Source organism: Planomonospora alba (genome assembly GCF_039534085.1).
Lineage (GTDB): Bacteria > Actinomycetota > Actinomycetes > Streptosporangiales > Streptosporangiaceae > Planomonospora_B > Planomonospora_B alba.
The window spans coordinates 80,114-102,850 of record NZ_BAAAUT010000020.1 but is presented as its reverse complement, the minus strand read 5'-3'; the positions used below and the strand labels follow the sequence as shown (position 1 = coordinate 102,850).

Genomic DNA, 22,737 nt, shown 5'->3' with positions numbered 1-22,737 from the left:
ATCAGAACAAATAGCCGAACCTTTCAAAGGCATCAGGATTTCGATGGGAGAATCGGAGGGGTGACCGTCTCGCTCGACCTGTTCCGCACCTTCCTCGCCGTGCACCGCACGGGTTCCGTCACCGCCGCCGCCCACGCCCTCGGGCTCTCCCAGCCCGCGGTGAGCGCCCAGGTCAAGGCATTGGAGGCGGCGCTGGACCGCAGGCTGTTCGACCGCCTGCCGCGCGGAGTCGCCCCCACGGCCGCCGCCGACGAGCTGGCCCGGCGGCTCGCCGGCCCCCTCGACGCGCTGGAGGAGGCGGTCGCGGCGGACCTGGACCCCGGGGCGTCCGTCCGCGCGGTGCACCTGGGCGGGCCCGCGGAGATCGTCTCCACCCGGATCGTGCACGCGCTCGCCCCGCTGGTCGCGGGCGGCCTGCGGCTCCGCGTCGAACTCGGCCTCGCCGACGACCTGCTGGACCGGCTCGCCACCGGCACGCTCGACCTCGTCGTCTCCGCGGTCCGTCCCCGCCGCCGCGGCGTGCACGCGACCCCGCTCGTGGACGAGGAGTTCGTCCTGGTGGCCGCGCCCCGGTGGGCCGCCCGCGCGGGCCTCCCCCTCCCGGACCGGGGACGGGAGGCGGGGCCGGGCACGGCCCGGACGTCCGGCGGGGGGACGGGTGCGGCGCGGGTGCCGGAGACCGGAGCGGGCGCCGCGCGGGTGCCGGACGCGGCACGGCTGGCCGGGGTGCCGGTGGTCGCCTACGCGGAGGACCTCCCGGTCATCCGGCGCTACTGGCGGACCGTGTTCGGGACCCGGCCGGCGATGTCGGCCGCGCTCGTCATGCCCGACCTGCGCGGGGTGCTCGGCGCCGTCGCGGCGGGCGCCGGGATGTCGGTGCTCCCGCGCTACCTGTGCGAGGACGAGCTGGCCGCGGGGACGGTCGTCCTGCTCGCCGAGCCCGAGCTGCCGCCGATCAACACGCTGTTCCTCGCCGTCCGGGACGGGGCCGCCGCCCGGCGGGCCGTGGCGGCCGTCCGCGACCACCTGCTCCGCTGGGGCCGGGAGAACGCCCGGCGCGTCTAGCGGGAGCGGAGGGGCGGGGTGCGGGGGATCACCCGGAGCCGTGCCTGCGGTAGTGGCGGGCGGCGCGGGCGCGGTTGCCGCAGCCGGTCGAGCACCACTCCTGCCGGGCGTGCTCCTTGATGAAATACAGCACGCAGCGCGGGGCCGGGCAGACACGGAGCCGCTCGCGATCCGGCCCGGCCAGCAGCGCGATCGCCGCCGAGGCGAGGACCGCGCGGATGCGGGCCGACTCGTCCGCGCCGTCCGCCGGAACGTTCCGCGCCGCGGGAACGCCGCCCTCGGGCCACTCCAGCCGGGCCGCCACCGGTACGGCCAGCGCCGCGGCGTTGACCAGGGCGAGCGCCTCGGCGAACCCCGGCAGCCGGTGGGCGTCCGCGCTGCTCGGCGGGGCGGGCGCCACCGCGCGGGCGAACAGCGCGCGTACGGCCTGGCGGAGCTCGACCACCTCGCGCCGGAGCTCCTCGGTGGCGGTGAAGTCGGGGCCGATTCCCAGCTCGGCGGCGTGCGCCCGCCCCCACGCGGTCATCCCGGCGACGTCCGCGAGCGTGTCCACCAGCCCGCTCCGCACGGCGCGGACGGTGCCGACGAACTCCAGAGCCATCACCCCACGAATCTAGCGCCTACCGGCGCCCGCGGCCGTGGGGTCCACCGGCCCGGGCGCGGTCAGCGCCGGATGGCGCGGCTGAGGACGGCGATGAGGCCCGCGCAGGCCAGGCCGCCCAGGACCACCGGGAGCATGACGCCCGGGTGCAGGTCCGGCACGCTGAGGTAGAGGATGCCGACGGTGACGAAGAGCAGGCCGCTGAGCAGGGCCATCCAGTCCGTGCGGTGCCACCGGCTCGGCCGGTCCTGCTCGGAGCGGGCCTCGGGCCGCGTCTCAGGCCGCACGGCGCACCTCCACGTCCCCGAAGCCCACCCGGACGGTCAGCACGACGGTCGCCACCTCGCCCTCCGGGGTCACCTCCGGCTCCAGCACCCTCTCGTGCCGGACGTCGTTGCCGCCCTGCACCATGTGGTCGATCTTGACGTCGCCGAACTTGGCGTGCCCGGTCACCTCGGCCATGACCGTCGGGGGCAGGATGACGGTGAGCTCGCCGACCGCGACCGCCGCCTCGACGACGGTCCGCGACCCCGGCGGGAACGCCACCTCGCTGAGATCCAGGGTGCCTTCGCCGACCCCCACCAGGTAGCTCTCGGAGAGCTGGCCCACCGAGGCCGGCGCCCAGTCGTAGGTGCCGACCTTGCGCGGCACGTCGCTCACCGCCGACCCCACGACCAGGGCGAGCGCGACGACGGTGCCCGTCGCGACCAGGGCGGCGCCGCGGCCGAACCAGGTGGCGACCAGCAGGCCGGCGCCGATGGTGACGAGCACCGAGGCGCCGACGACGGTCATGTTCACCGGTCCGGAAGCGGACTGGACCGCCATGATGATCCCTCCGATGATCAGGGCGAGGAAAGTGGTGATCGTTCCGATGAACGTCTTCGGCCGCCGCTGCCGGGGCGGCCGCCGCGGCGGGCCGTAGGCGGCGAGGTCGACGGGGGCGCCGCCGTACGGCGGGGGCCCTCCACGGGGGTCCGGCGGCCGGTAGGGACCGTGCGGCGCGAAGGGCGCGCCGGAGGAGTCGAACGACGACACGGGGATCGGCCGGGGTCCCGCCGGGGGCGCCGCTCCCGGCGGCGGGGCGGGGAAGACGCCGGTGCCGCCGGGGCCGGCGGGCGGCTCGCCCGCCGCACGGGCCTGGGCGGCGGCCATCCGGGCCTTGGCCGCGGCGATCGCCTCCTCGACGGTGCGCCGCCGCTCCTCGTGCCGCCGCACCTCCTCCGCACGCGGGTCCTCGGCGGGCGGGCCCTCCGCGGTCGGGTCCACCCGCGGGTCCTCGGTGTACGGGTCCTCGGTGTACGGGTCCTCCGCACGCGGGCCGACGGCCGGCGGGGGCGGATCCGCGACCGGCGGGTGCGGCCCCGCGGGCGGGGCCTGCGGGTGCGCGGCCGCGCTCTCCGGGACCCCCATGACCGCCGTGCTCCCCGCGCCCCCCGCAGTCCCCGTGGTCTCCAGGGTCTCCCGGGCATCCGCGGGCGCCCCGGACCCGGCGGCCGGAGGAGCCGCGCGGCGGGCGCGGCGGAGCCCCTCGGGCAGGCAGCGGGCCATGCCCAGCAGGTCGGCGCCGCGCGAGTGGGCGGTGAGCAGGGTCACGGCGAACAGGGTGGCCACCACGACGCTGGCGGTGCCGATGCCGCCGGAGCTCACGTTGATGAACAGGCCGAAGGCGAAGACGCCGGTCAGCAGGGCCAGCACGGTCTCGCCGTCGAAGTCGCGGCGGGTCCACTGCTCGACGTAGCCGGGGCCGCCGCCCACCTCCCGCATCAGCAGGAACGCCGCGACGTAGAGGATGATCCCGGCACCGGAGGCGATCACCAGCATCGCGAAACCGACCCGGAACAGCACCGGGTCGATCCCGGTGTACCGGCCCAGTCCGGCGCAGACGCCGGTCAGCATGCGGCCCTCGTCGCAGCGGGGCAGCGGCCGCCGTCCGTCGGCGAGGGCGGTGGGCGGCGAGTCGGTCGGGGTGCTCGCCGGGTCCTGGGCGTTCCCGGTGTCGGTCATGCTCCCATCGTCGCCCCTGCGCGGGCCCGGCCGCATCCGGGAGACCCCTGAGCGGCCCCGGAGGAGAAAGCCTCACCTCAGGGGCGGGCCGGGGGGATCAGGGACGGGTCAGGGGGACGCCCGATGCGCCGCGGCCCGCCGCCGTGTGACGATTCTGGTGATGTGACTCTCCGCCCGCCGCGCGGGAGCGGCCCGCGGCCCTCCCCGCGGTGGCGGACGGCGGCCCGGCCCGTCCGCCGCAACGACGGGGCTCTACCTGAGAGGAGCGACGGCGCCTCCGCCGGTCGTGCGACCGGCGGGCCGGTGCCGAGAATCCGATGGCTGACCGAAAGACGCCGCGCGGACCCGCCGCGGACACGACACCCCCGCCAGGCCCGGGCGCCCAGGACGCGGTGCCCGCTCCCACCCCCGCCGAGGGGGCCGGCCTCCCCCGGCTGGTCCGGCCGGTGGAGGGGCGGCTGCTGGCCGGGGTGGCCCAGGGGGCCGCCGCCCAGCTCGGGCTCGACCCGGTCGTGCTGCGGCTGGCGTTCGTGCTGCTCACCGTGCTGGACGGGTTCGGCGCCGTGGCGTACGCGGCGCTGTGGATGTTCACGCCGCGCGAGCCGTACGAGGGCAGGGAGCCCGCGCGCGACTGGAGCCAGGTCGCCGCCTACGGCGCGATCGGCCTGGCCCTGCTGGCGCTCGGCTGGCTCACCGGCGCCTCGACGGGCGGCGTCGGCGCGTGGCCGATCGCGGTCGGCGGCATCGGCTCGCTGATCCTCTGGCAGCAGGCCGACCCGGACCGGCGCCGGCGCTGGATGGACTCGACCGTCGGCCAGGCGCGCAAGAACCGGGTCCGCACGGTCGCGGGCCTGGTGCTCGTCGTCATCGGCGCGATCGGCTTCCTCGCGGCCAACAACGAGCTGGGCAGGGCCCGCCCCGGCATCCTGTTCACCCTCGTGGTCGTGGGCGGGGTCGCGCTCATCGCCGCCCCCTGGCTGGCGGGCCTGTGGAAGGAACTGCAGCGGGAGCGCCGCGAGCGCATCCGGCAGGAGGAGCGGGCCGAGTTCGCCGCGCACGTGCACGACTCGGTGCTGCACACCCTGACGCTGATCCAGCGCAACGCGCACGACCCCCGCGAGGTGATGCGGCTGGCCCGCTCGCAGGAGCGCGAGCTGCGCAACTGGCTCTACCAGCCGCAGCAGGACGCCGACGCGTCGGTGGCGGCGGCCGTACGGCGGGTCGCGGCCGAGGAGGAGGACGCCCACGGGGTGCCGATCGAGGTCGTCTGCGTGGGGGACCACCCGCTGACGCCGGAGCTGTCGGCCATGGTGCAGGCGGCCCGGCAGGCGATGGTCAACGCGGCGAAATACTCCGGAGCGCCGGTAGTGTCCGTCTATGCGGAGGCGGAACCGGGTGAGGTTGTGATCTTCGTGCGGGATCGGGGCGCCGGGTTCGACATGAGCGAGGTGCCCGAGGACCGGATGGGCATCCGCCAGTCGATCATCGGGCGGATGGAGCGCAACGGGGGCGGCGCCCGGGTGCGCACCGAACCGGGCGAGGGTACGGAAGTGATGCTCACCATGAAGCTGGAGGGCTCGTGAGCCAGGGCCGGCCGGGGACGGGACCGTCCGCGCGGACGGGTTCCGCGCGAGTGAACGAGGAGCGGTGAGGGAGCACATGGGCGCCATCAAGGTTCTGATCGTCGACGACCACCGGTTGTTCCGCTCCGGCGTCCGCGCCGAGCTGGGCGACTCGGTCGAGGTCGTCGGGGAGGCCGAGGACGTGGAGTCGGCGGTGCGGGCGATCGCCGAGCTCCAGCCCGACGTGGTCCTGCTCGACGTGCACATGCCCGGGGGCGGGGGCCAGGAGGTGCTCCGCCGCGTGCTGGGCGCGGGCTCGCAGGTCCGCTTCCTCGCGCTGTCGGTCTCCGACGCCGCCGAGGACGTCATCGGGGTGATCCGCGGCGGCGCCCGGGGCTACGTCACCAAGACCATCAGCGGCCGGGAGCTCACCGACGCGATCCGCCGGGTGGCGGAGGGGGACGCGGTCTTCTCCCCGCGGCTGGCCGGGTTCGTGCTGGACGCCTTCGCCTCCACCGAGGCGCCGCCGATCGACCCCGAGCTGGACTCGCTGACCCAGCGCGAGCGCGAGGTCCTGCGGCTGATCGCCCGGGGCTACGCCTACAAGGAGATCGCCAAGGAGCTGTTCATCTCGGTCAAGACGGTGGAGACCCACGTCTCGTCCGTGCTGCGCAAGCTCCAGCTCTCCAACCGCCACGAGCTCTCCCGCTGGGCCACCGCCCGCAGGCTGGTCTAGGCGGCGGCCCCCGCGCGGGTACGGCCCGCGCCCTCCCGCCGGGTACGGCGCGCCCCGGCGGGTGAGCCGGGGGTCAGTCCTGGCGCATGACGGCGAGGAAGCGCGAGACCTCCGAGCGGAGCACCTCGGCCGCGCGGGCCAGGCCCATGGCCTCCCGCGCGGCGCCCTCCCGGTCGCCGCCGTCCACGGCGGCGGTGATTGCGCGGCCGGGCCGCCGCCGCGGGCCGGCCGTACGCCGCCGTGGTGACCCGTGAATCCACCGGAAGGCTGATGCCGCGCCGGTGCGGCCCGCCTAGTCTGAGGGCTCGGCGACCGGCAGGGAGGTGGGGACATGCGCAGGATGGTCCGCGAGATCGGCTGGGCCGCGCGGGGCGCCTGCCGGGGGAGCGACCCCGAGCTGTTCTTCCCGGTGGCGCCCTCGGCCGAGCAGGAGGCGCGGGCCAAGGCGGTCTGCGCCGGATGCCCGGTGCTGGACGACTGCCGGGCCTACGCGGTACGGGCCGCCGAGCCGGACGGGATCTGGGGCGGGCTCACCGTACGGGAGCGGCGCGGGTTGCGCTTCCCCGCGGGATGGCGGCGGCGCGCCGCGGGATGACCGGGACCCCGCGCGGCGGGGACGGGCTCCGGCGCGGCGTACACGGCGGCGCGGTGCGGCGCGGCGCGGCGGGGCGGCGGGGACGGTGGATCCCGGTGCGGCGCGGCGGGGCGGCGCGGCGGGAGCGCGGACGCCGTAAGGTCGGACCGGGGCCGGCAGGGAGCCGGCGGTCGGGAGGCGGCCGTGGGCGGGAGACGGGCGGCGGTGCTCGCCGGTGCGGTGGCCGTGCTGGCGGCGGCCAACGTGCTCAACAACCGCCTCGCCCCGCGCCTGGCCCCGCTGACCTCGGCCGCGGCCACCGGCGCTCTGCTGGTCCTGGCCCGGCGCTCCGGGCTCTCCTGGACCGAGCTGGGCTTCACCGAGCGGCGGCGCGGCCTGCGGATCGGCGGGGCGCTCGCCGCGGGCGTCGCCGGAGCCTACGGGGCCGGCGTGGCGGTGCCGTTCACCCGCCGCTTCTTCCACGACGAACGGGCCCTGTCGCTGTCCCGCGCCCGCGTGCTGGAGGAGGCCCTGCTCCAGGTGCCGGTCGGCACCGTCCTGCTGGAGGAGGTCGGCTTCCGCGGGGTGCTGTACGGCCTGCTCGCCCGCTCCTGCGGCGTGCCCGCGGCCACCGCGGTCTCCTCGGCCCTGTTCGGCCTCTGGCACGTGCTCCCCTCCGTGGACATGGCCGCGGCCAACCCCGCGCTCGGCGGCCTGGCCGCGGGGGAGGGGCCCGCGGAGGCCACCGCGGAGGATGACGCGCCGGGGAGCGCACCGCCGCCGGACCCGGCGCTCCTGGCCCGGGTGGTGGCCGGTTCCGTGGTCTCCACGGGGCTGGCCGGAGTGCTCTTCTGCGAGCTGCGCCGCAGGGGCGGTCTCGCCGCCCCCGCCCTCCTGCACGTCGCCACCAACTCGCTGGGCTACCTGTTCGCCCGGCTCGCCGCCGCGGCCGCCCGGAGCTCCTCCCCGGGGCCCTCCCGCGGGCCGTCTCCCGGCGGGGCCACCGGACGGGGATGAGGGCTCCCCCTCCCGCCGGTCCTCTCCCGCAGGCTCCCGGCCCCCGGGTCAGGACGGGAGACCCGCCCCGGACAGGCGCCCCCGCGCGGCCAGCTCGACCGTGATCAGCACGGCCACCGCCTCGGCGGCCAGCAGCGCGACCAGCACGACGAGCTGGACCACGCCGGCGTGGAGCGGGTCCGCCCCGCCGAGGAGCATGCCGACGAACGCGCCCGGCAGCGTGACCAGCCCCGCGGTCCTCGTCTGGTCCAGCGCGGGCACCAGCGCCTGGGCCGCGGCCGGGCGGCAGATCTCCAGGGCCGCGTCCCGGGGGGCCAGGCCCAGCGCGAGCGCCGCCTCGACCTCGCCGCGCCGCTGGGCCAGCTCGTCGACCGCGCGCCGCCCCGCCAGCGCGGTGGCCGTCAGGCAGCCGCCCAGCAGGATGCCCGCGACCGGGATCAGCGCGATGCCGGTCCGCGGGACGGTCCCGGTGCCGGCCAGGAGCAGGAAGACCGGCAGGCTTCCCGCGCCGACGGGCACGGCCGCCCACCAGGCCGCCGCGCCGCCGGTGATCCTGCGGCCCGCGGTCACGCTCGCCACGCCGTACATGACCAGGATGAAGGCGCCCGCGGCGAGGGGGCGCTCGACGGCCCACAGGATGACCAGCGAGACCGCGCCGAGCTGGACCGCGGCGCGCAGGCAGGCGGTGAGGACGGCCCGGCCGTGCCCGAGCCCGCCGAGCAGGGCGACGGCGGCGCCGGTGAGGGCGAGGAGGGTGACGACGGCGGCGGTGACCGGGGACGGGACGATGGCGCTCACGGGCACGAGCATCCCTCACGCGCCCGCGGGCCCCGGACGCCGGGGGCGGAGCACGGGTGCCGGGAGATCCGGTGCGCCGCCGTATCGGGCGGGCCGGGGCGGCGGCCGGGCGGGGCGTGCCCGCCGGGCGGGGCGGGTCAGACGGTGACGACCCGCTTGAACGCCTCGGCGTAGCGGCCGGGACCGAACCCGGCCCGCTCCGCCATCCGGGAGAAGTGCTCCCGGATGGACTCCTCGAAGCCCTCGACGTGGGCGGTCTGGCTCGCGTGCGCGCGCAGCGCCGCGAGCTTGCGCTCGAAGGTCCCGGTGACGTCCACGTAGTGGTCCGGGGTCTCGTGCCCGTCCAGCCAGACCTCGCGGACCGTCCACGCCGCCAGCCCCTCCTCACGCAGCAGCCCGGGGAAGGCGTAGGGGTTGCGCGCGTCCGGGTAGACGGCGTCGACGGCGGCGCCGCCGACGGCCCGGTGGTCGGGGTGGCTGGGCGCGACGAAGGAGTAGTTGCGCTCGGGGCTGTGGGTGATGACCAGGTCGGGGCGGACCTGGCGGATGACCCGGGCGATGTCGCGCCGCAGGTCCAGGGTCTGCTCCACCACGCCGTCCCGGTAGCCCAGGAAGCGCAGGTCGCGCACGCCCACCACCTCGGCGGCGGCCCGCTGCTCGTCCCGGCGGAGCCCGGCCATGCCGCCGCCGTCCGTGCGGCGCTCGAAGCCGCCCGCGTCGCCGTCGGTGACGACGCAGTAGACCACCTCGGCGCCCCGGTCGGTGAACCGCGCGACGGTGGCCGCGGCGGCGAAGTCGACGTCGTCCGGGTGCGCGACCACCGCGAGCACGCGGCCGATCTCGTTCTCAGGGAGCATGTGGGCCCTTCCTGCCTCGCGGTCCCGCGCCGTCGCCGTGCGTGTGCCGTGCCGGCGGTTCCTCCGATCATGACAACCGCTCCCGGCCCCGGGGGCATTCCTCCGGCGGGTGGACCCGGCTGTCGGCGCCCCGCCCTACCCTAGGGAGCGTGCCGATCCCAGCCGATTCCCTGACCCACCCGCTGCTCGACGGGCTCAACCCCCAGCAGCGCGATGCCGTCGTGCACCACGGCAGCCCGCTGCTCATCGTGGCGGGAGCCGGTTCGGGCAAGACACGGGTGCTGACCCACCGGATCGCCTACCTGCTGGCGGAGCGGGGGGTGCAGCCGCAGGAGATCCTCGCGATCACCTTCACCAACAAGGCCGCCAAGGAGATGAAGGAGCGGGTCGACCGGCTGATCGGTCCCCGGTCCGCGGCGATGTGGGTGATGACCTTCCACAGCGCGTGCGTGCGGATCCTGCGCCGCGAGGCCAGGCGGCTGGGCTTCCCCTCCGGCTTCTCCATCTACGACCAGGCCGACGCCCAGCGGCTGATGGCCATGGTCTGCCGGGAGATGGACCTCGACCCCAAGCGCTACCCGCCGCGCTCCTTCTCCGCGCAGGTCAGCAACTTCAAGAACGAGCTGATCGACTACGAGACCGCGGCGGCCCAGGCGGCCACGCACATGGAGCGCACGCTCGCCGAGGCCTACAAGAACTACCAGCAGCGGCTGACCGAGGCCGGCGCGATGGACTTCGACGACCTCATCATGACGACGGTCACGCTGCTGCAGCTCTTCCCCGGCGTGGCCGAGCACTACCGCCGCCGCTGGCGGCACGTCATGGTCGACGAGTACCAGGACACCAACCATGCGCAGTACATGCTGATCAGGGAGCTCGTCGGCCGCCCCGAGCTGCGCACCGCCGACGGCGAGCTGGTCCGGGAGGGCTCGTCCGGCATCGCCCCCGCCGAGCTGTGCGTGGTGGGCGACGCCGACCAGTCGATCTACGCCTTCCGCGGCGCGACGATCCGCAACATCCTGGAGTTCGAGCGCGACTACCCGGACGCCAAGACGATCCTGCTGGAGCAGAACTACCGCTCCACCCAGACGATCCTGTCCGCGGCCAACGCGGTGATCTCGCGCAACGAGAGCCGCAAGCCCAAGAACCTCTGGTCCGACCAGGGCCCCGGCCCGAAGATCGTCGGCTACGTCGCCGACGACGAGCACGACGAGGCCATGTTCGTCGCGCAGGAGGTCGACCGGCTCACCGACACCGAGGGCGTGACCCCCGGCCAGGTGGCCGTGTTCTACCGGACCAACGCCGCCTCCCGCGTCTTCGAGGAGACGTTCATCCGGACGGGCCTGCCGTACAAGGTGGTGGGCGGGGTGCGCTTCTACGAGCGCAAGGAGGTCCGCGACCTGCTGGCCTACCTGCGGGTGCTGGCCAATCCCGGCGACGTGGTCTCGCTGCGCCGCGTCCTCAACGTGCCCAAGCGCGGCATCGGCGACCGGGCCGAGGCGATGGTGGAGGCGTTCGCGGCCCGTGAGCGCATCCCGTTCGCCGAGGCGCTGCGCCGGGCGGACGAGGCGCCGGGCATGGCCACCCGCTCGGCCAAGGCGATCAGGGAGTTCGTCGCGCTCCTCTCCGACCTGGCGGCCAAGGCGGAGAGCGCGCCCCCGTCGGTGCTGGCCCAGGAGGTGCTGGAGCGCACCGGCTACCGGGCCGAGCTGGAGAACTCCGAGGACCCGCAGGACGCCGGCCGCCTGGAGAACCTCGACGAGCTCGTCTCGGTCGCCTCGGAGTTCGAGGAGGCCGATCCCGAGGGCGGGGCGGGCAAGCTGGTGGAGTTCCTGGAGCAGGTCTCGCTGGTGGCCGACGCCGACCAGATCCCGGAGGCCGACGGCGGGCAGGGCGTGGTCACGCTGATGACCCTGCACACGGCCAAGGGGCTGGAGTTCCCGGTGGTCTTCCTGACCGGCCTGGAGGACGGCGTCTTCCCGCACATGCGCTCCCTCGGCGAGCCGAAGGAGCTGGAGGAGGAGCGCCGCCTGGCCTACGTCGGCATCACCCGGGCGCAGCAGCGCCTCTACCTGTCCCGGGCGGCGGTCCGCAGCTCGTGGGGCTCGCCGTCGTTCAACCCGGTCTCCCGGTTCGTCGCGGAGATCCCGCAGGACCTCCTCGAGTGGCGGACCGACCCGAAGAAGAACGCCTGGACGGCCGCGACCCGCCGAGAGCCCTCCCGCACGGCCTCCGCCGCGCGCAAGGCCGGCGGCCGGAAGATCCCCGACCTCAGGCCGGGGGACCGCGTCACCCACGACCAGTACGGCCTGGGCACGGTCGTGTCGTGCGACGGGGACAAGGCGAAGGTCGACTTCGGGAGCGGCGGCGAGAAGACCCTCGTCCTGGCCTACGCGCCCCTGGAGAAGCTCTAGGGGCGCGGTCCTCGGACCCGCCCGGCACCGGCGCGTCGGACGGCCGGTGCCGGGCGGGCCGGGGTCACTTGGCCAGCAGCGGGACCGGCACGTCGGACGCCTCGAGGTCGAGGTCCTTGAAGTCGATGACCTCGTCGGCCGGCGGGGCCTTCACCGAGACCTTGGCACCCCAGCCGGTGTAGGTGGTCTCCATCGCGATGGAGGAGCCCTTCGCGACGGAGTAGCTGCTGGTCAGCCGGGTGGGAAGGCCGTCGGAGCCGACGGACAGCCGCCAGTCCACCGCCAGCTCGGCCTGGGCGCCGGTCGGCTTGAGCGGCATCGAGGCGCGGAACCACGGCGAGACCTTGTACAGCTCACCGAAGGTGATCTTCCCGGAGTAGCCTCCCGGACGCTTGACGGCGTGCGCGAGCAGCGCCTTCAGGGTCCCGGGTTCGGCGGCGTTCACGAGCTGGGGCTGCAGTCCCCCGAGGCTGTCGAGCACCCCGTTGATGGGAACGGGGTAGCGGACCCAGGTCTTGCCCTGGGGCAGGAACGCGCCGAACATGCCGCCGGAGACGTAGGAGACGTCCTTCACGCGGATGGTGCGCTCGGGCTTGGTCATCCCGTCCAGCGCCTTGGCGAACGCCTTGTCGCCCTCGTGGTAGGAGTTCTGGCCGGCGACCACGAGTTCTTCGAGGTCGCTGGACTTGATCCGGACCTTGTCGGTGTGGTCGGAGGCGACGACTCCGGAACCGTCGAACTGCAGCACGCCCTTGCGGGTGATGACGACCGCGCGCTGCTTGCCCGAGACCGTCTTCAGGGTGTCGGAGAAGCTCACCCCGCGGCCGGCGCCGAGCTTGCTCTGCAGTGCGGCGAGCGGGTCGGCGGGTGCCTGGGCGTGCGCGGTCGAGGCGAGCGTGGGAACGGCCATGCCTGCGGCTGCGGCGCAGGCCAGGCCGGCGATGAAACGCTTCAAGTGGATTCTCCAGATCAATTCCCTCCGCCCCGTTTTGGGAGGGATCTTGGGCATCCTTCCGAATCCAGATCACGACGAAGTCTCACCGGATGGGGTGAAAGCCGAATTGATTGTGGATATTCCGTGCAGAATCCCGCGGAATACGGCGCTCCGGTGGAGCGCCGTATCCGGGTCAGCCGACCGGAAGCGTCGGCGGCGGTGAGAAGTCACCGCCGACCCGGCCCGCGTCGGCGGTGTCCTCCGGGGGCGGGGGCACCAGCGTCACGTCCGAGCCCCAGCCGGTGTAGCGGGTGTCCGCGACCGTGACGGTGGGCCGCTCCGGTGTGCCGGGTACGGGCTGCTTCCAGGTGGTCGTCAGGCGGCGGGCCAGGTTCGCGCGGTCCAACCAGAGCCGGAAGCCGACCGTGACCTTCGCGCTCCTCCCCTTCGGCGGTCCGGCGAGCCGGTCGCGGAAGGAGGGGGAGACCGCGTAGAGCGTGCGCAGCGTCACGGCGCCCTGGTAGTGGGTGCCCGACGCCAGCCTCCTCTTCACCGCGGCGCGGGAGAGCAGGGTGCCGAGGGTGGCGGGCTCGAAGACGTTCACGATCTGCGGGAAGGCCGCGGTCTGCTTGATGTTCGCCGGGCCGATCAGGCCGAGCCAGCTCTTGCCCTCGGGGAGCCAGGTCTCGTAGCCGGGGCCGGAGAGGTAGGCCTCGCCGGGGAAGCAGATCACCCGCGTCGAGCCGACCCGCTGCCCGACCAGGTCCTCGAACTCCCTGATGGCCCCGCGCCCCGCCTCGGTCCGTCCCGTGGTGTCCGTGGCGTACACGCCGGAGGCGTCGAACTCCACCCTGCCCCTGCGCCAGACGGTGACGACCGCCTTGCCGTCCCGGTAGACGCGCCCGACGTCGGAGACGCGCACTCCCGTGTGCTCGGTGAAGTGCCGTTTCAGCGCCGCCACGGGGGAGGGCGCCCCCTGCGCCGTCGCGGTCCGTGCGGTGCCGGCCTGCGCGGACCCCGCCCCCGCGGTGTCGGCCCGTGCGGTGGCGGTCCCCGTACCGGCGTGCGCCGTACCCGCCTGCAGCGCCGAGGCGGCCAGCGCCGCGGCGACCGGAATGGCCCACCGTCTCATCGGATCCCCCTCACCACGGGTCAAGATCCGCCAAGCTAGGCCACCGGCGCCCGTACGGCTATGCCGCGGCCTGACAACTCCGCGGCCCCGTTTTGCGCGGGGATGAGCCCCCGCCGCACCCGGCGGGGAGGCGTCCCGCCCTGTGGCCCCGGCCGTCAGGAAGCGGGGGCGCGGGCCCGGCCCCGCCCCGGACCCGGGCGGTCCGGGGCGGGGCCGGGGTGACCGTGCGGGCCGGCGGGGAAGGCCGGCCCGCACGGCCGGGGCGGGTCAGTTGCCGCCGGGACGGGTCGTCGCGGCGTTGACGACCTCCTTGGGCGTGGGGATGTCGGAGGGCAGGTCCTTCTCGTCGATGACCTGGGCGGCGGGCGGGGCGGCGATGGCGACCTTCGCGCCCCAGCCGCGGAAGCGGCTGTCGGAGGTGCTGGTCAGCGACGTCCTGCCGACGGGGAGGGTCTCGGAGGACACCACGCGCCGGGGCAGGCCCTTGCCGTCGAGCCAGAGCCGCCAGGAGATCTCCGTCTTCCCGGTCCTGCCGGTCGGCTCGGCGCCGATCGCCGTGCGGAAGCTCGGGGAGATCCTGTACAGCTCCGCGTAGGTCACGGTGCCCCGGTGGCGCAGGCCGTCCCGGGAGTGCTTGCCGTCGGAGTCCTTCACCAGCGCCGCCAGGACGGCCGGCTCCAGAACGTCGGGGGTCTGCGCGACGAAGAGGGTGCCGTCCTCCTTGCTGCGCACCCACTTCTTGCCCTCGGGGAGCCGGTCGGAGTAGATGCCGCCGGAGGCGTAGGTGCTGCCCTTGACGCTGATCATGCGGTACGGCCCGAGCGCGCCGCGCGGCAGGAGCGGCTCCCCGTCCTCACCGGTCCGCTCCAGTTCCTTCTTGGTCTCCGCGTCGGCGACCATCCGCACGGTGAGGTCGGAGGCCACCGGGCCGGCGGGGCCGAACTGCAGCCTGCCCTCGCTCTTGACCGACAGGCGGACCGCCTCGCCGCCGACGGACATGGAGGAGGTCTGGGAGACCTGGACCCCGTGCCCGGGCTTGAACTGGCGCTTGAGCGCGTCCGCCGGGCTCGCGGTGGCCGCCTGCGCGCTCGCGGAGGTGGCGGTGACCAGCGCGGGCGCCGTCAGCGCCGCGGCCGTCAGGGCGATCCATCGCCTCATGGATTGAGCCGTCCTTCGTGTAGATGCGGAGGGGAAAGGCATTCTGTCAGTTAACGATCATCAATGCGGCCCGGTTCCGCCGCGACCGGCGCGATCGGGTTCCGCCGGGCCGGTTACGCTGCGGGCAGCCGCCACTTCATGAGCGGAACGCAGACGAGGAGGTCTGTCATGGATGCCGTGTCGAGGATTCGCGTCGTCATCGCCAAACCGGGGCTGGACGGACACGACCGGGGCGTGAAGATCGTGGCGAGGGCGCTGCGGGACGCCGGGATGGAGGTCGTCTACACCGGCCTGCACCAGACGCCCGAGCAGATCGTGCGCACCGCCGTCCAGGAGGACGCCGCCGCCGTCGGGCTGTCGGTCCTGTCCGGGGCGCACATGACCCTCTTCGCCAAGGTGATCGAGCTGCTCAAGGAGAACGACGCGGAGGACATCGTGGTGTTCGGCGGCGGCATCATCCCGGAGGCCGACATCCCCGAGCTGGAGCGGATGGGCGTCGCACGGATCTTCACGCCGGGGGCGACCATGGAGGAGATCGTCGAGTGGGTGCGCAGCAGCGTCCCCGCCCGCGTGTGACGCACCGGGGAGCGGCCCCCGCGTGACGCGGCCGGGGCGCCGTCCCGCGCACCCGGCGCCCGCGGGAGAGGTGCGGACCACGCGTACCCGGTGCCCGCGGGAGACGTGCGGGGCGGCCTCCCCGCGCTGCGCGGGGAGGCGCCGCGCGAGACGTACCGCGGCGCCTCCGGGCGCCCGCGCGGAGGACTCCCGGGATCCGGATCCGGACGGGTCAACCCCCGGTGACCTCGTCAGCGCCCGGAGGGGGCTAGGCTTCATTGGCGCAAAAATCGCCAGCTCCCCTCGTGTCGTGGAGCCGGCCCGCCGACATCTGTACACCAGCCGGACAAGCAAGGACGGACCCTCGTGGACCTGTTCGAACATCAGGCGAAGGAGCTCTTCGCGGAGTACGGCATCCCGGTGCCGCGCGGCATCGTCGCGCACACCGTGGAGGAGGCACGCGCGGCAGCGGAGGAGCTGACCGGTCGTGTCGTCGTCAAGGCCCAGGTCAAGACCGGTGGCCGCGGTAAGGCGGGCGGCGTGAAGGTCGCCGACGACGCCGCGGACGCCGAGCGCAAGGCCACCGACATCCTGGGCATGGACATCAAGGGCCACACGGTCCACAAGGTCCTCATCGAGGAGGCCAGCGCGATCGCGGAGGAGTACTACTTCTCCTTCCTGCTCGACCGCGCGAACCGCACCTTCCTCGCCATCTGCTCCGCGGCCGGCGGCATGGACATCGAAGAGGTCGCGGCCACCGCCCCGGAGAAGGTCGCGAAGGTCCCGGTCTCCCCGTTGACCGGCGTCGACCGCGCCAAGGCCCGGGAGATCGCCGTGGCCGGCGGCCTGCCGGAGAAGGCGCTCGACGGCGCGGCCGAGCTCATCGAGAAGCTCTGGGCCGTCTTCGTCGACGAGGACGCCTCCCTGGTCGAGGTCAACCCGATGATCCTGTCCGCCGACGGCCAGGTGAAGGCCCTGGACGGCAAGGTCACGCTCGACGACAACGCCGCCTTCCGCCAGCCCGAGCACGAGGCCTACGCCGACACCGCCAGCGAGGACCCGCTGGAGGCCGCGGCCAAGGCCAAGGACCTCAACTACGTCAAGCTCGACGGCAGCGTCGGCATCATCGGCAACGGCGCGGGCCTGGTCATGTCCACCCTCGACGTGGTCGCCTACGCCGGCGAGACCGTGCCCGGGCAGCCCAAGCCCGCCAACTTCCTCGACATCGGCGGCGGCGCCTCGGCCGAGGTCATGGCCGCCGGCCTGGAGATCATCCTGTCCGACCCCTCGGTCAAGTCGATCTTCGTCAACGTCTTCGGCGGCATCACCGCCTGCGACGCGGTGGCCAACGGCATCGTGGCCGCCTTCCAGCTGCTCGAGAGCCGCGGCGAGGCGGTCACCCGCCCCCTGGTCGTCCGCCTGGACGGCAACAACGCCCAGCTCGGGCGGCAGATCCTGGCCGACGCCAAGCTGGCGGGCGTCGAGCTGGTCGACACGATGGACGAGGCGGCCAAGCGCGCCGCCGAACTGGCTGCGGTGGGTGCGTAATGGCTATCTGGCTGACCGAGAACAGCAAGATCATCGTTCAGGGCATGACCGGCTCGGAGGGCACCAAGCACACCCGCCGCATGCTCGCCTCCGGCGCCCGGGTCGTGGGCGGCGTCAACGCCCGCAAGGCCGGCACCGTGCACGAGGGCCTGCCGGTCTTCGGCACCGTGGCCGAGGCCATGCGCGAGACCGGCGCCGACGTGTCCGTGGTGTTCGTGCCGCCGGCCTTCACCAAGGACGCGGTCAAGGAGGCCGTCGACGCCGGGATCGGGCTGTGCGTGGTGATCACCGAGGGCGTGCCGGTGCACGACACCACCGAGTTCTGGGCGTACGCGGTGGCCAAGGGCAACAAGACCCGCATCATCGGCCCGAACTGCCCGGGCATCGCCTCGCCGGGCGCCTCCAACGCGGGCATCATCCCGGCCGACATCACCACCGCGGGCCGGATCGGGCTGGTGTCGAAGTCGGGCACCCTGACCTACCAGCTGATGTACGAGCTGCGCGACTTCGGGTTCTCCACGTGTGTGGGCATCGGCGGTGACCCGGTGATCGGCACCACGCACATCGACGCGCTGGAGGCCTTCCAGGCCGACCCGGGCACCGACGCGATCGTGATGATCGGGGAGATCGGCGGGGACGCCGAGGAGCGGGCCGCGGCCTACATCGAAAAGCACGTGACCAAGCCGGTCGTGGCGTATGTGGCGGGCTTCACCGCGCCGGAGGGCAAGACCATGGGTCATGCGGGCGCGATCGTGTCGGGTTCGGCCGGGACCGCGCAGGCCAAGAAGGAGGCGCTGGAGAAGGTCGGTGTGCGGGTGGGCAAGACGCCCAGCGAGACCGCCCGCCTCATGCGGGAGATCATGCGCTCCCGCTGAGCCGCCGGCTCCGGATGCCGCACCGCCCCGTCGGCGGGTGGTGCGGCATCCGCCGTCCGGGCCCCGGGCACGGTCCGGCGTTCCGGTGGCGATGCGCCGTCCGGCGCTCCCGACCCCCGCGCGCGGTCCGCGACACGCGGGGCGGATGAGGACGCTCCGCCCCATGATCGGTGAGACCATCGTGTACTGTGACGGCCTTTCTCGACCATTTCCGGGCGGCCCCCCGCACCGTCCTCAGCCGCATCCCCCTGCCGGGTGCCGCGGGTGACGACGACGCCCGCAGGCCGCTCCCCGTCTCCGGCATGCTCGCCGCGGCCTGGACCCTCGGCGCGGGCCTGGCGGTGCTCACCACGCTCACCCTGATCGGCTGGATCGCCGCGCCCCGGGGCGCGCTCGGCGCCGGACTGCCCGAGGTCTTCCGCACCGCGGCGCAGCTCTGGCTGGCGGCCCACCACGCGGGGTTCGCGATCCCCGGCGGGTCCGTCGGGCTGCTCCCGCTCGGGCTCATGGCACTGCCGGCGTTCCTGCTCTACCGGGCAGGGATCTGGATGGCCCGCGACGCCGACCTGCGGCTCCGGCTGCCCGCCCGGCTGCCCAAGAACAGCCCCAAGGAGAAGGCCAACGCCCGCCGCCGCGCCCAGCTGGTCCTGATCGCGCAGGCGGGCGTCTCCCTGGCGGCGCCGTACGCGCTGCTGGCCGGGGGGATCGCGCTCGTCGCCCGCAACGAGATCACCCAGCCGTTCCTGGGCGAGGTGCTGATCAGCCACCTGGTGCTGGCCTTCGTCGCCGGCGCGCTGGCCACCGTGCGGGCGATCGGCCCGTGGCGGGTGATGCCGCGCCTGCTGCCCGAACGGCTCCGCTCGGTCGTGGCGGGGACGGTCGTCGCCACGGGGATCATGCTGGCGGCGGGCGCCCTCCTGACGCTGGGCGCCGTCGTGATGGGCTTCGGGCAGATCCGGCACCTGACGGAGGTGCTGGAGCCCGGCTTCGTCGGCGGGCTGCTGCTCCTGCTGGTCCAGGGCCTCTATCTGCCCAACGCGTTCATCTGGGGGATGGCCTACATCACCGGGCCCGGGTTCGCCGTCGGCACCGGCACGCTGATCGCCCCGACCGGGGTCCAGCTGGGCACCGTGCCGAGCCTGCCGCTGCTGGGCGCGCTGCCCGAGGCCGGGCCGGCCCCCGCCTGGCTCATGGCGGTGATCGCCATCCCGTTCGCCGCCGGGGCGGTGGCGGGCGTCGTGGTCGTCAGGATCGCCCCCTCGCCCACCTACGAGGGTGCGCCGCTGTGGGGGTTCGCCTGCGGCATCGCGACCGGCTGCGCGGCCGGGCTGCTGGCGGCCCTGTCCGGGGGCGCGCTCGGCGGCGCCAGGCTCGTCGAGATGGGCCCGGCCGCCTGGGAGGTCATGCTCTCGGTGACGCTGGAGACGGGGGTCGCCGCGGGCATCTCGGCCGGGCTGGCCAACTGGTGGCTCATCTTCCGCGGCCAGAACACCGCTGTCGCCCGGGCCGCGGCGAAGGTCGGCTCGGCCGCCGAGCCCGTCCGCAGGGCGGGTGCGAAGCTGGCCGGGGCGGTGAGCGGCCGGGGCCGGACCGCCGGGCCGGAGGGGGCCCGCGCGCTCCCGGGCCACTGGCTGGACGCCACCGAGTGCGACACCCAGCCGATCCCGGTCATCCGGGACGACTGGCAGGACGAGCACGCCTCGGCCGCGGCGGAGAAGCCGGCGCGGCGCCCGGAGCCGCCCCGCCCGCCCCGCCGCGACATCGTCGACGAGACCGACGACCGGGGCGGTCACGTGATCTACGTGGACCCCTACGCGTGGGACCGCGACTGAGCGGTCCGGCACCGAGCGGTCCGGCACGTCCCGGCGGGCACCGGCGCACGGGACCGGCGGCGGGAACGCGGGACCCGCGGCGCGGGAGGACGGGCCCCGGCCGGTCAGGGGGAGAACGGGTAGGTCAGCTCGCGGTCGAGGAAGGGGATCTTCTCCTTGACCGCCTGGTCCAGCCGGTTCAGGCACCCCTCCCGGGCGGTCACGGTGCCAGCGCCCTTCATGCACTCGTTGTAGGCGGCGTACTCGTCACGCAGATAGACCTGGAGCGTCGCCGCCCCCGCCGAGAACAGCAGGGCCGTCGCCGAGACGACGATGCCGGCGACGGCCGTCCCGACGGGTTTGGGCACCGACCTGAGCAGGGGGATCGCGCGGATCGAGACGACGAGCGCGAAGACCGACATGACGAGCCCCGCCACCGGGAGCAGGAACGTCATCACCGCGGCCGCGAACGCCAGCCACAACGCACGCCGCCCCGCGCTCTCCGCCGGCCGTAGCTGGACGGGTGTCGTCACTGCATGCCCTCCTTGCGTCGTCCGAATGGACGGACCTATACCCTTGCAGCGGCGTGAGTCCCCGTCCGAATGGAGTGCGTCGGTGTCATCCCAGGCCGCCCGGCTTGTGGTTCTCGTTTCCGGCTCTGGAACCAACCTACAGGCCCTGCTGGACGCCGCGGCGGACGAGGGTTACGGCGCCCGGATCGTGGCGGTGGGCGCCGACCGCGACGGGATCGAGGGGCTGGCCCGCGCGGAGCGCGCCGGGGTGCCGGCCTTCGTCGAGCGCCTCGGGGACCACCCGTCCCGCGACGAGTGGGACCGGGCGCTCGCGGCCAGGATCGCCGAGCACAAGCCCGACCTGGTGGTCTGCGCCGGCTTCATGAAGATCATCGGCGAGCCGGTGCTGAGCGCCTTCCCCGTGCTCAACACCCACCCCGCGCTGCTGCCGTCGTTCCCCGGTGCGCACGGGGTGCGCGACGCCCTCGCGTACGGCGTGCGGGTCACCGGCTGCACGGTGATGCTCGCCGACGCGGGGGTGGACACCGGACCGATCATCGCCCAGGAGGCCGTGCGCGTCTACGACGGGGACGACGAGCAGACCCTGCACGAGCGCATCAAGGCCGTCGAGCGGGGGCTGCTCGTCGACACCGTCGGCCGGATGGCCCGTGAGGGCTGGACCGTGACCGGCCGGACCGTCCGCCTCGGACGGGCCGCCGGTCCCGGCTGAGGACCCGCGGGGCCCGGCGCCCCGCCGCGGCCCCGGCGGGGCCGGCACCCGCAAGACCCGGCGACCCGGCGGATGAGCCGGGCGCCCCGGACAACCGGAACAAACAGGAGGATCGAAAGTGACCCGCATCGCCATCCGGCGCGCGTTGATCGCGGTGTACGACAAGAGCGGGCTGGAGGAGCTGGCACGCGGGCTCGACGCCGCCGGGGTGGAGATCGTCTCCACCGGCGGCACCGCCGCGAAGATCGCCTCCTTCGGTGTCCCGGTCACCCCCGTCGAGGCGCTGACCGGCTTCCCCGAGTGCCTCGACGGCCGCGTCAAGACCCTGCACCCGCGCGTGCACGCCGGCCTGCTGGCCGACGGGGGCAACCCCGCGCACGTCGCGCAGCTGGAGGAGCTGGAGATCGAGCCGTTCCAGCTGGTCGTGGTCAACCTCTACCCGTTCCGGCAGACCGTCGCCTCCGGCGCCTCCGACGCCGAGTGCGTGGAGCAGATCGACATCGGCGGCCCGGCGATGATCCGCGCCGCCGCCAAGAACCACGGCACCGCCGCGGTCGTGGTGGACCCCGCCGCCTACGGCGACGTGCTCGCCGCGGTCGCCGCGGGCGGGTTCACCCTCACCGAGCGCCGCCGCCTGGCCGCCGCCGCCTACGCCCACACCGCCGCCTACGACACCGCGGTCGCCTCGTGGTTCGCCGACGTCTACGCGGCGGAGGACGGCGCCTGGCCGGCCTACAGGGGCGCCTCGTGGGAGCTGGCGGCCTCCCTGCGCTACGGCGAGAACCCGCACCAGCGCGCCGCGCTCTACAGCGCCGGCACCGGCGGGCTGGCGGGCGCCGAGCAGCTGCACGGCAAGGAGATGTCGTACAACAACTACCTCGACGCGGACGCCGCCTGGCGGGCCGCGTGGGACTTCGCCGAGCCCGCCGTCGCGATCATCAAGCACCAGAACCCGTGCGGCATCGCGGTCGGCGCCGACGTGGCGGAGGCGCACCGCAAGGCGCACGCCTGCGACCCGGTGTCCGCCTACGGCGGCGTGATCGCGGTCAACGGCGAGGTCACCGGGGAGCTGGCCCGGCAGATCGCCGAGGTCTTCACCGAGGTCGTGGTGGCGCCCTCCTTCGCCGACGAGGCGCTGGCCGTGCTGAAGGAGAAGAAGAACCTGCGGCTGCTGGCCTGCCCGGAGGGGCCGGCCGACCCGACCGAGTTCCGCCGGATCGACGGCGGCCTGCTGGTGCAGACCGCCGACCGGGTGGACGCCCCCGGCGACGACCCCGCCACCTGGGAGCTCAAGGCGGGCCCCGCGGCCTCGCCGGAGGTCCTCGCCGACCTGGCCTTCGCCTGGACGGCGTGCCGCTCGGTGAAGTCCAACGCGATCCTGCTGGCCTCCGGCGGCGCGAGCGTCGGCGTCGGCATGGGGCAGGTCAACCGGGTCGACTCGGCCCAGCTCGCGGTCTCCCGGGCCGGTGACCGCGCCGCCGGGTCCGTGGCCGCCTCCGACGCCTTCTTCCCCTTCGCCGACGGCCTGAAGGTGCTCATCGACGCGGGCGTGAAGGCGGTCGTGGAGCCCGGCGGCTCGATCCGGGACGACGAGGTGATCGCCGCGGCCGAGGCCGCGGGCGTCACGCTCTACTTCACCGGCACCCGCCACTTCTTCCACTAGGGCTTCTCACGGGCGTCCCGCCGGGGTCCTCCCGGCGGGACGCCCGTCGCGCGTTCTCCGCGAGAGGGCTTCCGGAGGATTCCGGCGAAGAGGAACTTCCGGCAAAGCCCTACGGCGGGGGCACGGCCCGCCGATACAGGGTGTGCCGCCTGCGAAGGCCCTCCCCGCCCAGGTCACGACGGCGCCCGCCC

General features: G+C 74.7%; 21 protein-coding genes. 12 read left to right on the top strand and 9 right to left on the bottom strand.

Features of this window, described 5'->3' with window-relative positions; all coding sequences use genetic code 11:
- Positions 1-60: 60 nt before the first annotated feature.
- Positions 61-1,065 carry a LysR family transcriptional regulator gene (locus ABD823_RS14335; RefSeq protein ID WP_344859653.1) on the top strand — a complete coding sequence of 335 codons (1,005 nt, stop codon included), beginning with the start codon at positions 61-63 and terminating at the stop codon, positions 1,063-1,065.
- Between the two features lie 28 nt (positions 1,066-1,093).
- On the opposite strand, the gene ABD823_RS14330 is transcribed toward ABD823_RS14335, so the two are convergent.
- The 3 genes from ABD823_RS14330 to ABD823_RS14320 all read right to left on the bottom strand — a co-directional run bounded on the left by ABD823_RS14330 (position 1,094) and on the right by ABD823_RS14320 (position 3,670).
- A complete protein-coding gene (locus ABD823_RS14330) occupies positions 1,094-1,666 on the bottom strand; it encodes a CGNR zinc finger domain-containing protein (protein WP_344859676.1) in 573 nt (190 codons plus the stop codon).
- A 62-nt stretch (positions 1,667-1,728) separates the two neighbouring features.
- A complete protein-coding gene (locus ABD823_RS14325; RefSeq protein WP_344859651.1) occupies positions 1,729-1,953 on the bottom strand; it encodes a hypothetical protein in 225 nt (74 codons plus the stop codon).
- Positions 1,943-3,670 (bottom strand): PspC domain-containing protein, encoded by a 1,728-nt coding sequence (locus tag ABD823_RS14320; RefSeq protein ID WP_344859650.1) that lies wholly within the window; start codon positions 3,668-3,670, stop codon positions 1,943-1,945. Before ABD823_RS14320 ends, ABD823_RS14325 begins: the two co-directional genes overlap by 11 nt.
- Positions 3,671-3,987: 317 nt before the next feature.
- Here ABD823_RS14320 and ABD823_RS14315 point away from each other — a divergent pair, with 317 nt between their 5' ends.
- From ABD823_RS14315 to ABD823_RS14300, 4 genes are all read left to right on the top strand, one after another.
- Positions 3,988-5,253, top strand: a complete 1,266-nt coding sequence (locus tag ABD823_RS14315; protein WP_425566608.1) for an ATP-binding protein — start codon at positions 3,988-3,990, stop codon at positions 5,251-5,253.
- Positions 5,254-5,329: 76 nt separating this feature from the next.
- On the top strand, positions 5,330-5,968 hold the full coding sequence (locus ABD823_RS14310) for a response regulator (protein WP_344859674.1): 639 nt from the start codon (positions 5,330-5,332) through the stop codon (positions 5,966-5,968).
- Between the two features lie 331 nt (positions 5,969-6,299).
- Entirely contained in the window at positions 6,300-6,563 is a 264-nt protein-coding gene (locus ABD823_RS14305) for a WhiB family transcriptional regulator (protein ID WP_344859647.1), read from the top strand.
- 183 nt (positions 6,564-6,746) lie between these two features.
- The gene (locus ABD823_RS14300; protein ID WP_344859646.1) at positions 6,747-7,559 is read left to right on the top strand and encodes a CPBP family intramembrane glutamic endopeptidase; all 813 of its coding nucleotides are present in this window, start codon (positions 6,747-6,749) and stop codon (positions 7,557-7,559) included.
- A gap of 48 nt (positions 7,560-7,607) precedes the next feature.
- On the opposite strand, the gene ABD823_RS14295 is transcribed toward ABD823_RS14300, so the two are convergent.
- Both ABD823_RS14295 and ABD823_RS14290 read right to left on the bottom strand, forming a co-directional pair.
- The gene (locus tag ABD823_RS14295; protein ID WP_344859644.1) at positions 7,608-8,357 is read right to left on the bottom strand and encodes an ABC transporter permease; all 750 of its coding nucleotides are present in this window, start codon (positions 8,355-8,357) and stop codon (positions 7,608-7,610) included.
- Positions 8,358-8,494: 137 nt separating this feature from the next.
- Positions 8,495-9,214: a PIG-L deacetylase family protein gene (locus tag ABD823_RS14290; protein WP_344859642.1), complete on the bottom strand. Its 720-nt coding sequence runs from the start codon at positions 9,212-9,214 to the stop codon at positions 8,495-8,497.
- A 149-nt stretch (positions 9,215-9,363) separates the two neighbouring features.
- Between ABD823_RS14290 and pcrA the strand changes: the two genes are divergently transcribed.
- Complete coding sequence (pcrA, locus tag ABD823_RS14285) at positions 9,364-11,628, top strand: DNA helicase PcrA (RefSeq protein ID WP_344859640.1); 2,265 nt, start codon at positions 9,364-9,366, stop codon at positions 11,626-11,628.
- A gap of 64 nt (positions 11,629-11,692) precedes the next feature.
- On the opposite strand, the gene ABD823_RS14280 is transcribed toward pcrA, so the two are convergent.
- The 3 genes from ABD823_RS14280 to ABD823_RS14270 all read right to left on the bottom strand — a co-directional run bounded on the left by ABD823_RS14280 (position 11,693) and on the right by ABD823_RS14270 (position 14,852).
- Positions 11,693-12,583 carry a hypothetical protein gene (locus ABD823_RS14280; RefSeq protein ID WP_344859638.1) on the bottom strand — a complete coding sequence of 297 codons (891 nt, stop codon included), beginning with the start codon at positions 12,581-12,583 and terminating at the stop codon, positions 11,693-11,695.
- 172 nt (positions 12,584-12,755) lie between these two features.
- On the bottom strand, positions 12,756-13,694 hold the full coding sequence (locus tag ABD823_RS14275) for a hypothetical protein (protein ID WP_344859636.1): 939 nt from the start codon (positions 13,692-13,694) through the stop codon (positions 12,756-12,758).
- 267 nt (positions 13,695-13,961) lie between these two features.
- Positions 13,962-14,852: a hypothetical protein gene (locus ABD823_RS14270; protein WP_344859634.1), complete on the bottom strand. Its 891-nt coding sequence runs from the start codon at positions 14,850-14,852 to the stop codon at positions 13,962-13,964.
- Positions 14,853-15,020: 168 nt separating this feature from the next.
- On the opposite strand from ABD823_RS14270, the gene icmB reads away from it, so the two are divergent.
- From icmB to ABD823_RS14250, 4 genes are all read left to right on the top strand, one after another.
- Positions 15,021-15,428 (top strand): coenzyme B12-dependent isobutyryl CoA mutase small subunit, encoded by a 408-nt coding sequence (icmB, locus tag ABD823_RS14265; RefSeq protein WP_344859632.1) that lies wholly within the window; start codon positions 15,021-15,023, stop codon positions 15,426-15,428.
- A 345-nt stretch (positions 15,429-15,773) separates the two neighbouring features.
- On the top strand, positions 15,774-16,955 hold the full coding sequence (gene sucC, locus ABD823_RS14260) for an ADP-forming succinate--CoA ligase subunit beta (RefSeq protein ID WP_344859630.1): 1,182 nt from the start codon (positions 15,774-15,776) through the stop codon (positions 16,953-16,955).
- Complete coding sequence (gene sucD, locus ABD823_RS14255; protein ID WP_344859628.1) at positions 16,955-17,830, top strand: succinate--CoA ligase subunit alpha; 876 nt, start codon at positions 16,955-16,957, stop codon at positions 17,828-17,830. Before sucC ends, sucD begins: the two co-directional genes overlap by 1 nt.
- Before the next feature lie 188 nt (positions 17,831-18,018).
- On the top strand, positions 18,019-19,662 hold the full coding sequence (locus ABD823_RS14250) for a cell division protein PerM (protein WP_344859626.1): 1,644 nt from the start codon (positions 18,019-18,021) through the stop codon (positions 19,660-19,662).
- A gap of 104 nt (positions 19,663-19,766) precedes the next feature.
- Here the strand turns inward: ABD823_RS14250 and ABD823_RS14245 are convergent, their stop codons facing one another.
- Complete coding sequence (locus ABD823_RS14245) at positions 19,767-20,174, bottom strand: hypothetical protein (RefSeq protein WP_344859624.1); 408 nt, start codon at positions 20,172-20,174, stop codon at positions 19,767-19,769.
- A gap of 82 nt (positions 20,175-20,256) precedes the next feature.
- Here ABD823_RS14245 and purN point away from each other — a divergent pair, with 82 nt between their 5' ends.
- Together purN and purH are read left to right on the top strand one after the other, a co-directional pair.
- A complete protein-coding gene (gene purN, locus ABD823_RS14240) occupies positions 20,257-20,883 on the top strand; it encodes a phosphoribosylglycinamide formyltransferase (RefSeq protein WP_344859622.1) in 627 nt (208 codons plus the stop codon).
- 118 nt (positions 20,884-21,001) lie between these two features.
- The gene (gene purH, locus ABD823_RS14235; RefSeq protein ID WP_344859620.1) at positions 21,002-22,546 is read left to right on the top strand and encodes a bifunctional phosphoribosylaminoimidazolecarboxamide formyltransferase/IMP cyclohydrolase; all 1,545 of its coding nucleotides are present in this window, start codon (positions 21,002-21,004) and stop codon (positions 22,544-22,546) included.
- Positions 22,547-22,737 lie beyond the last annotated feature (191 nt).

Bases quoted from the DNA above. Each gene is read 5' to 3' on its own strand.
- ABD823_RS14270 (WP_344859634.1), bottom strand. From the start codon at position 14,852: ATGAGGCGATGGATCGCCCTGACGGCCGCGGCGCTGACGGCGCCCGCG.
- ABD823_RS14320 (WP_344859650.1), bottom strand. From the start codon at position 3,670: ATGACCGACACCGGGAACGCCCAGGACCCGGCGAGCACCCCGACCGAC.
- ABD823_RS14310 (WP_344859674.1), top strand. From the start codon at position 5,330: ATGGGCGCCATCAAGGTTCTGATCGTCGACGACCACCGGTTGTTCCGC.
- ABD823_RS14315 (WP_425566608.1), top strand. From the start codon at position 3,988: ATGGCTGACCGAAAGACGCCGCGCGGACCCGCCGCGGACACGACACCC.
- sucD (WP_344859628.1), top strand. From the start codon at position 16,955: ATGGCTATCTGGCTGACCGAGAACAGCAAGATCATCGTTCAGGGCATG.
- ABD823_RS14275 (WP_344859636.1), bottom strand. From the start codon at position 13,694: ATGAGACGGTGGGCCATTCCGGTCGCCGCGGCGCTGGCCGCCTCGGCG.
- icmB (WP_344859632.1), top strand. From the start codon at position 15,021: ATGGATGCCGTGTCGAGGATTCGCGTCGTCATCGCCAAACCGGGGCTG.
- ABD823_RS14330 (WP_344859676.1), bottom strand. From the start codon at position 1,666: ATGGCTCTGGAGTTCGTCGGCACCGTCCGCGCCGTGCGGAGCGGGCTG.
- ABD823_RS14305 (WP_344859647.1), top strand. From the start codon at position 6,300: ATGCGCAGGATGGTCCGCGAGATCGGCTGGGCCGCGCGGGGCGCCTGC.
- ABD823_RS14290 (WP_344859642.1), bottom strand. From the start codon at position 9,214: ATGCTCCCTGAGAACGAGATCGGCCGCGTGCTCGCGGTGGTCGCGCAC.